At 69.1% G+C, this 14523-nt stretch carries 15 protein-coding genes; 13 read left to right on the forward strand and 2 right to left on the reverse strand.

What is annotated here, in order from left to right; translation table 11 throughout:
* The first annotated feature begins 38 nt into the window (after positions 1-38).
* From LCL61_RS14750 to LCL61_RS14780, 7 genes are all read left to right on the forward strand, one after another.
* Positions 39-818, forward strand: coding sequence for a ribonuclease HII (locus tag LCL61_RS14750; protein ID WP_340688585.1), 780 nt, complete (start codon positions 39-41; stop codon positions 816-818).
* The gene (locus LCL61_RS14755; RefSeq protein WP_003096226.1) at positions 815-1138 is read left to right on the forward strand and encodes a DUF2469 domain-containing protein; all 324 of its coding nucleotides are present in this window, start codon (positions 815-817) and stop codon (positions 1136-1138) included. Before LCL61_RS14750 ends, LCL61_RS14755 begins: the two co-directional genes overlap by 4 nt.
* A gap of 232 nt (positions 1139-1370) precedes the next feature.
* The gene (locus LCL61_RS14760) at positions 1371-1757 is read left to right on the forward strand and encodes a YraN family protein (protein ID WP_340687346.1); all 387 of its coding nucleotides are present in this window, start codon (positions 1371-1373) and stop codon (positions 1755-1757) included.
* Positions 1758-3269, forward strand: a complete 1512-nt coding sequence (locus tag LCL61_RS14765; RefSeq protein ID WP_340687347.1) for a YifB family Mg chelatase-like AAA ATPase — start codon at positions 1758-1760, stop codon at positions 3267-3269.
* Entirely contained in the window at positions 3266-4405 is a 1140-nt protein-coding gene (gene dprA, locus LCL61_RS14770) for a DNA-processing protein DprA (RefSeq protein WP_340687348.1), read from the forward strand. Before LCL61_RS14765 ends, dprA begins: the two co-directional genes overlap by 4 nt.
* A 105-nt stretch (positions 4406-4510) precedes the next feature.
* Positions 4511-5506: a tyrosine recombinase XerC gene (locus LCL61_RS14775; RefSeq protein ID WP_340687349.1), complete on the forward strand. Its 996-nt coding sequence runs from the start codon at positions 4511-4513 to the stop codon at positions 5504-5506.
* Positions 5507-5613: 107 nt separating this feature from the next.
* Positions 5614-6462: a FliA/WhiG family RNA polymerase sigma factor gene (locus tag LCL61_RS14780; RefSeq protein ID WP_126733408.1), complete on the forward strand. Its 849-nt coding sequence runs from the start codon at positions 5614-5616 to the stop codon at positions 6460-6462.
* A gap of 412 nt (positions 6463-6874) precedes the next feature.
* Here LCL61_RS14780 and LCL61_RS14785 read toward each other — a convergent pair whose 3' ends face one another.
* Positions 6875-7480 (reverse strand): M23 family metallopeptidase, encoded by a 606-nt coding sequence (locus LCL61_RS14785; RefSeq protein WP_340687350.1) that lies wholly within the window; start codon positions 7478-7480, stop codon positions 6875-6877.
* Positions 7481-7861: 381 nt separating this feature from the next.
* Between LCL61_RS14785 and rpsB the strand changes: the two genes are divergently transcribed.
* The 6 genes from rpsB to LCL61_RS14815 all read left to right on the forward strand — a co-directional run bounded on the left by rpsB (position 7862) and on the right by LCL61_RS14815 (position 13587).
* Positions 7862-8734, forward strand: coding sequence for a 30S ribosomal protein S2 (gene rpsB, locus LCL61_RS14790; protein ID WP_034310929.1), 873 nt, complete (start codon positions 7862-7864; stop codon positions 8732-8734).
* Positions 8735-8827: 93 nt separating this feature from the next.
* Positions 8828-9652: a translation elongation factor Ts gene (tsf, locus tag LCL61_RS14795; protein ID WP_340687351.1), complete on the forward strand. Its 825-nt coding sequence runs from the start codon at positions 8828-8830 to the stop codon at positions 9650-9652.
* Between the two features lie 92 nt (positions 9653-9744).
* Positions 9745-10488 carry a UMP kinase gene (gene pyrH / locus LCL61_RS14800; protein WP_005154669.1) on the forward strand — a complete coding sequence of 248 codons (744 nt, stop codon included), beginning with the start codon at positions 9745-9747 and terminating at the stop codon, positions 10486-10488.
* Positions 10489-10539: 51 nt separating this feature from the next.
* On the forward strand, positions 10540-11097 hold the full coding sequence (frr, locus tag LCL61_RS14805; protein WP_034310934.1) for a ribosome recycling factor: 558 nt from the start codon (positions 10540-10542) through the stop codon (positions 11095-11097).
* Entirely contained in the window at positions 11097-11993 is an 897-nt protein-coding gene (locus tag LCL61_RS14810) for a phosphatidate cytidylyltransferase (RefSeq protein ID WP_340687352.1), read from the forward strand. Before frr ends, LCL61_RS14810 begins: the two co-directional genes overlap by 1 nt.
* A gap of 82 nt (positions 11994-12075) precedes the next feature.
* On the forward strand, positions 12076-13587 hold the full coding sequence (locus LCL61_RS14815; RefSeq protein WP_425342043.1) for a carboxylesterase/lipase family protein: 1512 nt from the start codon (positions 12076-12078) through the stop codon (positions 13585-13587).
* A gap of 32 nt (positions 13588-13619) precedes the next feature.
* On the opposite strand, the gene LCL61_RS14820 is transcribed toward LCL61_RS14815, so the two are convergent.
* On the reverse strand, positions 13620-14465 hold the full coding sequence (locus LCL61_RS14820) for a VOC family protein (protein ID WP_340687354.1): 846 nt from the start codon (positions 14463-14465) through the stop codon (positions 13620-13622).
* Positions 14466-14523: the final 58 nt, after the last annotated feature.

Raw genomic sequence — 14523 nt, forward strand, 5'->3', positions numbered from 1 at the left:
CGCTCACACCGGCCGAGCCGCTTCGGCCGCCGCGGGCAGTGGTGCGTGGTGACCTCTTCTGGGGGTTGCAGGGTGCGCTGGACCGGCGGGGCCTCGGGCCCGTCGCCGGAGTCGACGAGGCAGGGCGCGGCGCTTGCGCCGGCCCGCTCGTCGTGGCCGCCTGTGTCCTGCGCCCAGGGGACGCCGCCCGCCTGCCCGAGCTCACCGACTCGAAGGTGCTCACGGCCAAGGCGCGCGACCGGGTGTACGACCGGGTCGTCCAGCGTGCCGTCGACTACTCGGTCATCGTCATCCCGGCCGCCGAGATCGACCTGTTCGGCATCCATGTCATGAACCTCGAAGGCATGCGGCGCGCCGTCTCGGCGCTGCGGAACACGCCTGGCTACGTCCTGACCGACGGATTCCGCGTGTCCGGGCTGCCCGCCCCGAGCATCCCGGTGCTCAAAGGGGACAAGGCCGTCGCGTGCGTGGCGGCGGCGTCCGTGCTGGCCAAGGTCACCCGGGACCGCATCATGGGCGACCTGCACGACGTCCACCCGCATTACGGTTTCGACGTGCACAAGGGGTACAGCACCACCGACCACGGCGCGGCGCTGGACACTCACGGTCCGAGCCCGGTCCATCGCTGGTCGTACACGAACGTGGCCACCGCGGCCGCCGCGCACCGCATGCCACCACCTCACCCGGTGGTGCTGACCGTCGCGGCACTGGAAAACCCGAGCGTGCCGATACGTGCCCTCGGCCCGTACGTGGGTAACAATGAACGCTCCGCCGCTGGAACAGCAGCAAAATCGCGAGGAGGGGCGCGGATTTCATGAGCGCAGAGGATCTCGAGAAGTACGAGACCGAGATGGAGCTCTCGCTTTACCGCGAGTATCGCGACATAGTCGGCCAGTTCTCGTACGTGGTGGAGACCGAGCGGCGGTTCTATCTGGCCAACGCCGTCGACGTGCAGGTGCGCGACGGCGGCGGTGAGGTGTACTTCGAGGTCCGCATGTCCGACGCGTGGGTCTGGGACATGTACCGGCCGGCACGGTTCGTCAAGCACGTCCGGGTCATCACGTTCAAGGACGTCAACGTCGAGGAACTCGATAAACCGGATCTCCGGTTGCCGGAGGACGGGCCGTTCTCCGGCTGATCTTTCGGAACGTCCGTGAAGGCCCCCTTCATCGTGTGAAGGGGGCCTTCACGTATCTCCGGGGCGCCTAGCACAGCCCACCGACGATTCCGCCCGGTGAGCTTCCGCGGCGGCCGAACCATCCACAACACCCCGGTTGTCCACAGGCGACGAAATCAGACCTGTCCGCCGCCCCTTCACCCTGGCAGCGTTGATCACATACGCACCGTGACGATCGCTGAGGGGGATCGAGATGACGAGCACGGCCGAACAGCCGTCCGCCGGGGCACCACATATCGAACTGGGCCGATGGGGCGAGGAGCTCGCGGTCCGGCATCTGGAAAAGACGGGCTATGTCGTCTTGTGCCGCAATTGGCGTTGCCGTGACGGCGAACTGGACCTCATAGCGACCGACACCAAACGCCTCGTCTTCTGCGAAGTGAAGACGAGGACCGGGGTGGGTTTCGGCACGCCCGCCGAGGCGGTGACCCCGGACAAGGCGGACCGCATCCGCCGTCTCGCGTACCAGTGGCAGCGCCAGTTCATGCTCCGCTGGTGCCCCGTCCGCTACGACATCATCGCGATCGTCGCCCGGCCAGACGCCCAGCCCAAGGTGCGGCATATCAAGGCGGCGTTCTGAATGGCACTGGCGAGAGCCTGGTCCGTCGCGTTGCTCGGTGTCGAAGGCAGGATGATCGAGATCGAGGCCGATATCGGTGGTGGCTCGCCGAAGGTCACGATGGTCGGGCTGCCCGACACCGGTCTGAAGGAGGCCAAGGACAGGGTCCGCTCCGCCGTCCGCAATTCGGGGCGGACCTGGCCGGACGAGCGGGTGATCCTCGGCCTCTCACCGGCGAATCTGCCGAAGGTGGGGTCCGGCTACGACCTGGGGATCGCGGCGGCGGTCATGGCCGCGACCGGGTCGGTTCCCGCCACGAAACTGCTGAACACCGTGCTACTCGGCGAACTCGCTCTGGACGGCCGGGTGCGGACGGTCCGCGGGGTCCTGCCGGGACTGCTGGCGGCACGCAACGCGGGGTACCGGAGGGCCGTCGTACCCGCCGAGTCGCTGTTCGAAGCCGCACTAGTGGACGGCTTGGAGGTCGGCGGGGTAGCGCGGCTGAGCGAATTCGTGGACTGGCTCAAGGGCGAAGGGGAACTCACCCGTCCCGGGCCGTCCGTCGTCCAGGAGCCGCCGCGGGTACCCGACCTCGCCGACGTCGTGGGACAGCCGGAAGCGCGGTGGGCACTGGAGGTGGCCGCGGCGGGCGGGCATCACCTGCTCATGACCGGACCGCCCGGGGTCGGGAAGACAATGCTCGCTCGGCGTCTCCCAGGCCTTCTCCCGCGACTGACCGCTGAAGAGTCGTTGCAGGTGACAGCGGTCCATTCGATCGACGGTTCGCTTTCGCGGTCCGCGCCGCTCGTCACCGTGCCGCCGTTCGTCGCGCCTCATCACTCGATCAGCGTGCCCGCCCTGATCGGCGGTGGAAGCGGCCTTGCCGTGCCCGGCGCGATCAGCCGGGCGCACCGGGGAATCCTGTTCCTCGACGAGGTGTGCGAATTCGGCCCGGAGCGGCTGGAGTCGCTGCGCACGGTGCTCGAAGAGGGCGAAGTGCGGATCGCGAGGGTCAAGGGTGCCGTGCGGTACCCGGCACGGTTCCAACTGGTACTGGCGACCAATCCCTGCCCTTGCGCTCCGGCGAAGGACGCCGACTGCACGTGCTCCGCGACCGTGCGGAGGCGCTACTTGAGCCGACTCTCCGGGCCATTACTCGATCGGGTGGATTTGCGGGTTCGGCTGCGCCCGCTTTCCGCGCTCAGCGCGCACCTGAGTGAGCCGCCCGAAGCGTCGGCGGCCGTCCGGGAGCGAGTGCTGGAGGCGCGCGAACGGGCCGGAAAACGCTGGGCGGAGCAGGGCTGGCTCACGAACGCGGAGGTGCCCGGCCCGGCGCTGCGCCGTGAGTTCGCGCTGCCGCCGCAGGTCACGGCCTTGCTGGACCGAGCGTTGGAGCGGGGCGCGATCACCGCGCGCGGCGCCGACCGCTGCCTTCGCATCGCTTGGACGCTCGCCGATTTGAAGGGCGCCGACAAGCCGGAGGCGGACGAGGTCGCGGCTGCCCTGAACTTCCGAGAGAGGTCATCCGGATGAGTGAACTCGACGCCGAGCGCATCGCCCGGTCGTATCTCCTGCGCGTGGCCGAGCCGCCGGCACCGGCCTTGGCCGATTTCGTCGGTGAGTTCGGCCCCGTCGCCGCCGCGGAACGAGTGCGAAGTGCCGAATGCCCGCCGAAGGTGCGCGACGAGACCGCCGCGCGGCGAGCACACGACTACGCCGAGCGGGATCTGGAGCGAGCCGAGGCGGGCGAGGCCCGTCTCGTCATCCCGGAAGACGACGAATGGCCGGCCTGGCCGTTGCTTTCGCTGGCCGTGGCCCAAAGCAGGGGCGTTTCCGGCGTGGCGCCACCGCTGGCGCTGTGGGTACGCGGCCCCGCGAGGCTCGACGAGGCCGTGGACCAGGCGATCGCGATCGTCGGTGCCCGCGCGGCGACCGGGTACGGCGAGCACAACGCGGCCGAGGTGGGCTACCACCTCGCGAGCCGTGGCATTCCGGTGTTCTCCGGGGCGGCGTACGGCATCGACGGCGCGGCCCACCGCGGGGCGTTGAGCGCGGACGGTACGACGGTCGCCTTGCTCGGCTGCGGTGTCGACGTCGGCTATCCGGCCCAGCACGCGACCTTGTTGCGCTCCATCGGTAAGACCGGCGCGGTGGTCAGCGAGTACCCGCCGGGCACCACACCCGCGAGGCATCGCTTCCTCGTCCGGAACAGGCTCATCGCGGCGCTCACGGGAGGGACCGTCGTGGTCGAGGCGGGCAGGCGAAGCGGCGCGCGGAACACCGCGGGGACGGCCGGAGCGCTCGGCAAGGTCGTGATGGCCATGCCAGGACCGGTGTCTTCGGCGATGTCCGCCGGCTGTCACGCGCTGATCCGCGAAGGCGAGGCCACGCTGGTGACTTCGGTCGACGAGATCCTCGAAACGGCGGGACGGTTCGGGGCGACGGGAGCGGATCCGTCGAAACCGCGCCGTCGCACCGATCGGCTCGGTCCGGAGGCGCTGCGAGTGCACGACGCGCTCTCCGATCGGTCGGCGAGGCAGGTGGAACGGATCGCCGCCGAGTCCGGCATCCCGGTCGAACGTGTCCGTTCGCTGCTTCCGGCGCTCGAACTCGACGGCTTCGCGGAAAGGGGTGACGCAGGGTGGCGAAGACGGACCGCCAAGACCTGACCGGCCTACACGCGAGGCGCCATCCCGGCACGATCCGACCACGGACACCGCAACAGGGTGCGGCGATACTTGACCATCCGCCGTACATCGCGCAGCGTGATCGGCATGCCGTCGACCGAAGGTCCCCACGGCACGGGGAAACGCGCCCGCAGACCCGATCTGCGCGCCGCCCGTGCCGCGCTGCCGGAGCCTGTCCGGAAGCTGATCGACGACTACGAGCGGCACCTTTCCCTCGAACGCGGGCTGTCCGCGCATACGGTACGTGCCTACCTCGGCGACGTGGTGTCGCTGATGGGTTTCGTGGACGGGAACGGTGGCCGGTTCTCCGACCTCGACATCGGGACGCTGCGCGGCTGGCTCGCCCGGCAACGCGAGGAAGGGGCGAGCCGGACGACGTTGGCCAGGCGAGCCGCGGCAGCCCGCACCTTCACCGCGTGGGCCCACCGAGTCGGGGCGCTCGCGTCGGATCCGGGTGGGCGGCTGGTGGCGCCGCGCGCGCATCGCAAGCTTCCCGGGGTTCTCCGCGCGGAGCAGGCCAGTGACGTCATGCGCTTCTCAGCCGCCGGTGCCGAACAGCGCGACCCGGTGGCTTTGAGGGACAGTGCCATCGTGGAACTGCTCTACGCGACCGGTGTGCGGGTCTCGGAACTGTGCGGGCTGGATGTGGGCGACGTCGATTTCTCCCGCCGGGTCGTGCTCGTGCTGGGCAAGGGCGGCAAGGAACGTGTCGTGCCGTTCGGCGTCCCCGCCGAAGCGGCCTTGCGGGCGTGGCTGGACGAGGGCAGGGGAAGGCTCGCCGTCGAAGCGAAGGGGCCCGCGGAGGCGGCGCTCTTTTTGGGAGCGCGGGGAGGCAGGCTCGATCCGCGGGCGGCCCGCCGGGTCGTCCACGAAGCCGTCGGTTCGGTGCCGGGCGCGAACGACATGGGACCGCACGGCCTGAGGCATTCCGCGGCCACCCATCTGCTCGAAGGGGGTGCTGATCTTCGAAGCGTTCAGGAACTGCTTGGTCACGCTACGCTGGCCACAACGCAGCTCTACACTCATGTGACCGTCGATCGGCTGAAGGCGATCCACGACCGCGCGCACCCCCGGGCCCGATGATGCCGGGGAGGACTCGGCAGGTGACCCGGCGGCCCGAACCGGCGGCGCACGCGCATCCGCACGAGCACGGAGAACACGCTGAGTCGCATGCTGAGAACGGCGGTCCGATGACCGCCGACCCACATGTCACCGAAGCCGCCGGGAAACACCGCCCCGGCGGGGACGGTCCTGCCGTCGCGCCCGAAGCGCGGACCGGCTACGAAGTGGACGCCGGGATCCAGGCGCTGTGGCGTGAGTTCACCGAGTCTCCCGACCAGATCGTGCGCGACCGGCTCGTGCTGCACTACGCCCCGCTCGTCAAGTACGTCGCCGGCCGGGTCGGCACCGGGCTGCCGACCCATGTCGACGTCGGAGACCTGATCCAATCCGGGATCTTCGGCCTGGTCGACGCGATCGAGAAGTTCGAACCCGCCAGGGGCCTGCGCTTCGAGACCTACGCCATGCAGCGCATCCGGGGCGCGATCCTCGACGACCTCCGCTCCCAGGACTGGGTCCCCAGAGCGGTACGCAGCAAGGCCCGCGAAGCCGAGCGCGCCCTGGAACGCCTTGGCGCCCGGCTGAACCGCACCCCGACCGACGCCGAGCTCGCGGCCGAGCTCGAAATCAGCGTCGACGACCTTCGTGAGTTCTACGGCCAGATGCAGCTGACCAGCGTCATCGCGCTGGAAGACCTGGTCGCCGCGGGCAAGGACAGCGGCTCGCTGGTCGACACCCTGCCCGACGACGGCGCCGTCGACCCGGTGGCCGTCCTGGTCGACCAGGACAACCGCCGTCAGCTCGCGCAGGCGATCGCCCAGCTCACCGAACGCGACCGGATCGTGGTCGGTCTGTACTACTTCGAAAGCCTGACGCTCGCCGAGATCGGCAAGGTCCTCGGCGTCACCGAGTCTCGGGTCAGCCAGCTGCACACCCGCGCCGTCATGCGGTTGCGCGCCAAACTGGTCGAGCAGGCCTAGCCACCGTCCTGTTCCGCGACGATCAGCCGAGTTGCTTCGGGTGGGCCACGAAACCTTGAGGTCTGCGTCGGAACCTCGCTGCGCTACCGGAGCCCCTTTCCCTGCGTGTGTGCGTCGCATGCTCCGGGGGCGGCGGTGACGACGCGTGTGCTTGGACGGACGACACGTGTCTCCCGCCGGATCACCTGGTGCGGAGTCCGGTCCCGGCGTGTTCGCTCCCCATCACGCGCGTCCCGTGCCTGGACACGCGAATCGCGCCATCCACCGAAACAGCAGCAAGGGCGAGCAGGACCACGCCAGGAACCAAAGCCAGGACCACGCGACCCACCCTGCCGCTCCGCGGGCAACGCCTGCGCCCCATCCGTCCTCGAGACCCGCAGGCCATGGGCACCGGCCTTTCCGAAGCGCTCACTCAGTCTCCTTCCCAGGGTTTGAGGCGGATCACGGACAGCTCACCGATCACCGCGAGCGGATCGACGTACTCCTCGCCCCGCCGCACGCCGAAATGCAGGCATGCCGGCTCCGGGCAGCCCGGGTGGCCCGCCGCGAGCGTTCCGAGCACCTGGCCGCGGTAGACCTGATCACCTGCGGTGACCGTCGGGGCGAGCGGTTGGTAGGTGGTGCGCAGGCCTCCGTCGTGATCGATCGACACCACTCCGCGGCCCGCCACCTGCCCGGCGAACATCACCACTCCCTCGGCGGCCGCGAGCACGTTCGCACCCGGTGGCGCGGCGAGGTCGACGCCCCGATGACCGGGGCCGTACGGCGTCGAGGGCGGCTCGAAGTACCTGGTGACGCTCGGTGCCGGCGAGAGCGGCCAGGAGAGGCGCCCCTGGGGGGAGGGCGTCCCTCTCGCCGTCCCGGGCATCGCCGCGGACGTGAGGATCGCGAGCACGGTCGCGAGGATCGCGAGGCGGGGAAGGCGCCGGGCGTGCCCTGGGCGGCGGTGCCTGCCGCCGGTGCGGTCGATCGCGAAGGAATGCCTGGTGACAGGGCGGGAAGAGGTCGTCGAGGTCATGTGTTCAAGGTTGGGGGTACGGCGTGGCGTGCGGGGCGCGCCGGGGGAATCTGTGGATAACCGAGGCGGTTGTGGACAACCCCTCTCATCCGGGGCTGCCGGTGCGGTACCCGGTGGCGACAGGGAGTAGACTCTTTTGCGCGGTCCGCGGCAGCGGACTGACTTCGCGTGCACGTGCGCGCTCCCGATGGCCGATCTCCTCACGGAGGGTCAGGACAGCCGGGGGCACACGGCCCGGCGGTCCCTGGGGTACTTCGCTCCCGGGTCCGGGCCCGAGCATCGGCACCAGGGCGATCGGCCACCCGGCCGAGAGCGACGAACCGAGCAAGCGCGTTCCGGCGGAGCCGGGCGCGCACGACACAGAAGAGGTTGATTCCGGCAATGGCCGTCGTCACCATGAAGCAGCTGCTCGACAGCGGCGTGCACTTCGGGCACCAGACCCGTCGGTGGAACCCGAAGATGAAGCGCTACATCTTCACCGAGCGCAACGGCATCTACATCATCGACCTGCAGCAGACGCTGACCTACATCGACCGTGCGTACGAGTTCATCAAGGAAACCGTCGCGCACGGCGGCACCATCATGTTCGTCGGCACGAAGAAGCAGGCTCAGGAAGCGATCGCCGCCGAGGCTTCGCGCGTGGGCATGCCCTACGTGAACCAGCGCTGGCTCGGTGGCATGCTGACCAACTTCCAGACGGTGCACAAGCGTCTCCTCCGCCTGAAGGAGCTCGAGTCGCAGGAGCAGACCGGTGGTTTCGCCGGCCTGACCAAGCGCGAAATCCTCACGCTCACCCGTGAGAAGGACAAGCTCGAGAAGACCCTCGGCGGTATCCGCGACATGGCCAAGGTGCCGAGCATCGTGTGGATCGTCGACACGAAGAAGGAGCACATCGCCGTCGGCGAGGCTCGCAAGCTGAACATCCCGGTCGTCGCGATCCTGGACACCAACTGCGACCCGGACGAGGTCGACTACCCGATTCCGGGTAACGACGACGCCATCCGTTCGGCCGCGCTGCTGACCAAGGTCGTGGCCGAGGCCGCCGCCGCCGGTCTGATGGCCCGCTCCAGCCGCAACGGTTCCTCCGCCGACGCCAAGCCCGAGGCGGGCGTCGCCACGGACGAGCCGCTGGCCGAGTGGGAGAAGGAGCTGCTCGCCGGCTCCGAGACCGCCGCCGCGGACGCCAAGGAAGCCGCCGCCGCGACCGAGGCCGCCACCGAGGCGCCGGCCGAGCAGGCCACCGCCTCCTCCTGATCCACCCCGCTCGTGGGGCCGCTTCCGGGCGGCCCCACGGGTGACTTCCCCAAAAGACTTTCTCGTACCTGAAAAAGGACGGACACACCCACGATGGCGAACTACACCGCCGCAGACGTGAAGCGTCTCCGGGAGCTGACCGGCTCCGGAATGATGAACTGCAAGAAAGCGCTGGAGGAGAACGACGGCGACTTCGACAAGGCCGTCGAGTTCCTGCGCATCAAGGGCGCCAAGGACGTTGGCAAGCGCGCCGAGCGCGCCACCGCCGAGGGCCTCGTCGCCGGTGACGGCGGCGTGCTGATCGAGCTCGACTCCGAGACCGACTTCGTCGCGAAGAACGAGGACTTCCAGGCCCTCGCCGCGAAGATCGTCGAGGTCGCGAAGGCCGAGAAGACCAGCGACGTCGAGAAGCTGAAGGCCGCCTCGCTCGACGGCAAGACCGTCGAGGAGCAGGTCCAGGAGCTCGCCGCCCGCATCGGTGAGAAGCTCGAGCTGCGCCGTGTCGCCGCTTACGAGGGCACCACCACCACGTACCTGCACCGTCGCGGTGCGGACCTTCCGCCCGCCGTCGGCGTGCTCATCGAGTACACCGGTGAGGGCGAGGCCGCCGCGGAGGCCGCCCGTGGCGCCGCCATGCAGGTCGCCGCGCTCAAGGCCAAGTACCTCACCCGCGAAGAGGTCCCGGCCGAGATCGTCGAGAACGAGCGTCGCGTCGCCGAGGCCACCGCCCGCGAAGAGGGCAAGCCGGAGCAGGCCATGCCCAAGATCATCGAGGGCAAGGTCAACGCGTACTACAAGGACAACGTCCTGCTCGAGCAGCCGTCGGTCAAGGACAACAAGAAGACCGTCAAGGCCCTGCTCGACGAGGCCGGCGTGTCCGTGAGCCGGTTCGCCCGGTTCGAGGTCGGCCAGGCCTGATCCAGGCGCGGAACACAAGAATCCCCACTGTGCCCCGTCTCCGTCCATCGGGGACGGGGCACAGTCGGGTTCAGAGCACTAGGGAGGGCGACATGGGTGTCCGGGTCGAAGGCGGATACCGGCGGGTGCTGCTGAAGCTGGGCGGCGAGATGTTCGGCGGCGGTTCCATCGGGGTTGATCCGGATGTGGTGCACTCGGTCGCTCAGCAGATCGCCGACGTCGCGCGGACGGGCGTGCAGATCGCCGTCGTGATCGGCGGTGGCAACTACTTCCGCGGCGCGGAACTGTCGCAGCGCGGCATGGACCGCGACCGCGCGGACTACATGGCGATGCTCGGCACCGTCATGAACTGCCTGGCGTTGCAGGACTTCCTGGAGAAGGAGGGCCTGCCGACCCGCGTGCAGACCGCCATCACCATGGGGCAGGTCGCCGAGCCGTACATCCCGCGCCGCGCCGAGCGTCACCTGGAGAAGGGTCGCGTCGTCATCTTCGGCGCCGGGGTCGGCATGCCGTACTTCTCGACCGACACCGCCGCCGCGCAGCGCGCGCTCGAACTCGGTTGCGAGGCCGTCTTGATGGCGAAGGCCGTCGACGGCGTCTACACCGCGGACCCGAAGAGCGACCCGACCGCCGAGATGTTCCACGAGATCAGCCACCGCGAGGTGCTGGAACGGGATCTCAAGGTCGCCGACGCCACCGCGTTCAGCCTGTGCATGGACAACAACATGCCGATCATCGTGTTCAATCTGCTCACCGAGGGGAACATCGCCCGCGCGGTCAGTGGTGAGAGGATCGGCACCCTGGTCGACACCCCCGCCGACGGGGTGCCCGCGTAGGCCTGCTCTGATCTTCGCAATCGGTACGCATACACAACTACGGGAGTTGCCGTGATCGACGAGACCCTCCTCGACGCCGAGGAGAAGATGGAAAAAGCGGTGTCCGTCGCCAAGGAGGACCTGTCGTCGGTACGCACCGGCCGGGCCCACCCCGGGATGTTCTCGCGCATTGTCGTCGAGTACTACGGCGCGCCGACCCCGCTGAACCAGATGGCGAGCGTCAACATCCCCGAAGCCCGGATGGCGTTGATCAAGCCTTACGACCAGACCTCGCTCAACGCCATCGAGAAGGCGATCCGCGAGTCGGACCTCGGTGTGAACCCGAGCAACGACGGCAACGTGATCCGCATCGTCATTCCGCAGCTCACCGAAGAGCGCCGCAAGGAGATGGTCAAGGTCGCCAAGGCCAAGGGCGAGGACGCCCGCGTTTCGATCCGCAGCGTCCGCCGCAAGGCCAAGGAAGAGCTCGACCGGATCAAGAAGGACGGCGAGGCGGGCGAGGACGAGGTCGTCCACGCCGAGAAGGAACTCCAGAACCTCACCGACACCTACAGTCACAAGGTCGACGAGCTGGTGAAACACAAGGAAGCCGAGCTACTCGAGGTCTGATGAGCCAGGTGAGCGAGGAACGCGAGGACCGGGTGGAGAACCCGGAACCGGTTCCGGCCAAGAAGCCGGAACCGGCGAAGAAGGTTTCCCGCGCCGGCCGCAACCTGCCCGCCGCGATCGGGGTCGGGCTGCTGCTGGGGGCGGCGATCGTCACGTCCCTGCTCACCGTCCGCTTTCTGTTCATCGGCATCATCGCGATCGCCATCGCGGTCGGCACGATCGAGCTGGCTGGGGCACTGAAGCGCGCGGCGGGCATCCGGGTCGCGCTGGTCCCGGTGCTCGTCGGCGGTCAGGCGATGATCTGGCTGGCGTGGCCGTACGGCCGTGAAGGCGCGCTGACGGCGTTCGTGCTGACGGTGCTCGTCTGCCTGCTGTGGCGGTTGCCCGGCGGCGCGGACGGTTACCTGCGCGACATCAGCGCGTCGGTCTTCGCCGCCGCGTACATCCCGCTTTTCGGCGCCTTCGCCGCCATGCTTGTCCCGCCGGAGGACGGCGTCGGCCGGGTGCTGGCGTTCATGATCGGCGTCGTCGCTTCGGACACGGGCGGCTACATCGCCGGTGTCCTGGGCGGCAAACACCCGATGGCGCCCAGTATCAGCCCGAAGAAGACCTGGGAAGGGTTCGCCGGTTCGCTCGTGGCCGGTGTGGTCGCCGGCGCGCTGACCCTGAGCCTTCTCCTCGACGGCCACGCCTGGCAGGGCGTGCTGTTCGGCGCGGCGATCGTCTGCACGGCGACACTGGGCGATCTCGTCGAGTCGCTGATCAAGCGCGACCTCGGCGTCAAGGACATGGGGAACATGCTGCCGGGCCACGGCGGGCTGATGGACCGGCTCGACTCGTTGCTCCCTTCGGCCGTCGTCTCCTGGCTGCTGCTCTCCGCATTCGTCCCCGTTTAACCCGAACCCAGGTGACAAGTCCGGGGCGCCGGGCCAAGGTCGGGGTATGCGAACTCGACGGATGAGTAAGCGATTTCTGGCCATGGCACTGGGCGTGGTGACGCTCGGCGCCCTGACGACGACCGTGGCGGAGGCGGGCGGAAGCCCCGTAGTCCGCACGGATTCCGGCCCCGTTCGCGGGGTGAGTACTGCCGAATACCGGAGTTTCCAAGGCATTCCGTTCGCCGCGCCACCGGTCGGCGACCTGCGCTGGGCCCCGCCGCGGAGACCCGAGCCGTGGACCGCGGTGCGGGACGCGAGCAAACCGGGACCTCGATGCGCGCAAAGAGCCGGCCTCGGTTCGGCAGCGAGCGAGGCCGAGGATTGCCTGTACCTCAACGTGATCAGCCCGGCCAAGCCCGCGCGTAAGCCGCGTCCGGTGATGGTCTGGGTGCACGGTGGCGGCTTCACCTCCGGCGCGGGCAGCGACTACGACTTCGAGCGCATGGCCCTCGGCGGGGACGTCGTCGTGGTGACCGTGAACTACCGGCTGGGTGTGTTCGGCTTCTTCGGGCATCCGGAACTCGGCCGCGACTCCGGTTCTTTCGGCTTCCAGGACCAGCAGGCCGCCCTGCGCTGGGTGCAGCGCAACGCGCATGCCTTCGGCGGGGATCCCCGGAACGTCACGTTGTTCGGCGAATCCGCCGGAGCGATGAGCACTTGTGTCCAGTTGGTCTCCCCTTCGGCCGCAAAGCTGTTCCACCGCGCGATCCTCCAGAGCGGGCCTTGCACGCTGACCTGGCCCGACGGCGGGTTCTTCCCCGGCGTCCCCGCGGGTTCGCCGTATCTGCCCCGCGCCGACGTCGAAGCGATGGGTGCCGCAGGGGCCGAGAAACTCGGCTGCGCCGACATCGCCTGCATGCGGCGGCTTCCGGCCAAGGATTTGGTGAACCAGCCGCTCGGGACGCCCGCGTTCGGCACCGGCCTGCTGCCCGAGCATCCGGCAGACGCGCTGAAAGCGGGGCGCTTCGCCCGCGTCCCGGTGCTGACGGGGGTCACCAGGGACGAGGCGAGGCTGTTCGTGGCCCTGTTCCCCGGGCATCCGTTCACCGAGGAGCACTACCAGGGACTGTTGCGGACCGCGTTCGGGGAGAAGGCTCCGCTCGTCGCCGCCCGATACCCGTCGGCGAAGCACGGCGGCCCGGCGATGGCGTTCGCGGACGCGATGACCGACCGGATCTGGGGCTGCCCGCAGGTGGGGACCGAGCGATTGCTGCGTGAGCGCACGCGGACCTTCGGTTACGAGTTCGCCGATCGGGCGGCTCCGCCGCTTGTTCCCGCGCCACCAGGCATGAATCTCGGCGCCGCCCATGGAACCGAATTGGCTTATTTGTCTGATTTAACCGGGTTCCCGGCGAAATTGACGCCCGCTCAGCAGGAACTGGCGGGGCAAATGATTCGGTACTGGACCGCGTTCGCGCGCACCGGCGATCCCAATGGCGGCGAACTGCCGAAATGGCGTCCTTCGCCGCGGACGCAATCGCTGGCGCCGGGCGTGATCGGCCCGGTCGACCTCGCGGCAGTGCACGACTGCCGGTTCTGGGCGGGTATCTGACCGAAGAGCCGGGGCGGCCTCGTCGCCCCGACTCAGTCGTCGTAGGGGTCGTCGACTTCGGCGGTGCCCCAGCCCTCGACGGCCCGCGAGTGGTCGATCACGGCGAACACCGAACCGTCCGGGTCGGCGAGGATCGCCATCCGGCCGTACGGGGTGTCGTAGGGCTGGACCACGACGGTGCCGCCGAGCATCAGGGCCTGTCCCGCCGCGGCATCGGCGCCGCGGGCAGGGTCGAGTTCGAAGTAGACCATCCAGTGCGGGGGAGTGTCCGGCCGGTACTCCGAACCCATCACGTACCGGTACAGCACGGGTTCGTGCTCGATGAGCCATTCGGCGTAGTCGAGCGAGGCGCCGTCGCCGATCTGGTGGCTGGTGTAGTTGAAGAGGCGGCAGTAGAAGTGATCCGCCGCCGCGCCGTCGTGGGTGTTGAGATCCGCGCCGCTGAAGGTGTTCGGCACCCCTGTCGCGAACTCCCAGGTGGCGGGCGGCTCCCAGAAGACGACGTGCGCGCCGCACGCGTCGACGGCGTGGATGATGGTGCCGCGATGGGGGATCGCCACCGGCCCGAGCGTGACCTGGCCACCGAGACTGTCCACCCACTCGGCGGCCGCTGCCGCCTGGGGCACCGAGATGTGGACGCTCCAGCCGGACGGCCCGCCCGAACCCGCGCGGTACAGACCACCGGCCGGGACGCCGTTCAGCGTCGCTATCGAGTAGCGGCCGGTCGGCGTCGCCGGGTCACGCTGGACGACGTACTCCCAGTCGAAAAGCCCGCTGTAGAAGGTTTGCGTGGCCGTTTCGTCTCTGCACGCGAGCTCGATCCAGCACGGGATTCCCGAAGGTATGACGGAAGTGTGGGCGGCCGAGCCGAGCGACATGCGGTTCTCCCTTACCGGTGGGAGTAAAGTCTAGTCGCTGACCGCATTGTTTCCGTCA

Source organism: Amycolatopsis coloradensis (assembly GCF_037997115.1).
In the GTDB taxonomy this organism is placed as follows: domain Bacteria; phylum Actinomycetota; class Actinomycetes; order Mycobacteriales; family Pseudonocardiaceae; genus Amycolatopsis; species Amycolatopsis coloradensis_A.

Bases quoted from the DNA above. Each gene is read 5' to 3' on its own strand.
- LCL61_RS14765 (WP_340687347.1), top strand. From the start codon at position 1,758: ATGGCACTGGCGAGAGCCTGGTCCGTCGCGTTGCTCGGTGTCGAAGGC.
- LCL61_RS14755 (WP_003096226.1), top strand. From the start codon at position 815: ATGAGCGCAGAGGATCTCGAGAAGTACGAGACCGAGATGGAGCTCTCG.
- LCL61_RS14820 (WP_340687354.1), bottom strand. From the start codon at position 14,465: ATGTCGCTCGGCTCGGCCGCCCACACTTCCGTCATACCTTCGGGAATC.
- rpsB (WP_034310929.1), top strand. From the start codon at position 7,862: ATGGCCGTCGTCACCATGAAGCAGCTGCTCGACAGCGGCGTGCACTTC.
- LCL61_RS14780 (WP_126733408.1), top strand. From the start codon at position 5,614: ATGACCGCCGACCCACATGTCACCGAAGCCGCCGGGAAACACCGCCCC.
- LCL61_RS14815 (WP_425342043.1), top strand. From the start codon at position 12,076: ATGGCACTGGGCGTGGTGACGCTCGGCGCCCTGACGACGACCGTGGCG.
- LCL61_RS14785 (WP_340687350.1), bottom strand. From the start codon at position 7,480: ATGACCTCGACGACCTCTTCCCGCCCTGTCACCAGGCATTCCTTCGCG.
- pyrH (WP_005154669.1), top strand. From the start codon at position 9,745: ATGGGTGTCCGGGTCGAAGGCGGATACCGGCGGGTGCTGCTGAAGCTG.
- LCL61_RS14810 (WP_340687352.1), top strand. From the start codon at position 11,097: ATGAGCCAGGTGAGCGAGGAACGCGAGGACCGGGTGGAGAACCCGGAA.
- tsf (WP_340687351.1), top strand. From the start codon at position 8,828: ATGGCGAACTACACCGCCGCAGACGTGAAGCGTCTCCGGGAGCTGACC.
- dprA (WP_340687348.1), top strand. From the start codon at position 3,266: ATGAGTGAACTCGACGCCGAGCGCATCGCCCGGTCGTATCTCCTGCGC.
- LCL61_RS14775 (WP_340687349.1), top strand. From the start codon at position 4,511: ATGCCGTCGACCGAAGGTCCCCACGGCACGGGGAAACGCGCCCGCAGA.
- LCL61_RS14760 (WP_340687346.1), top strand. From the start codon at position 1,371: ATGACGAGCACGGCCGAACAGCCGTCCGCCGGGGCACCACATATCGAA.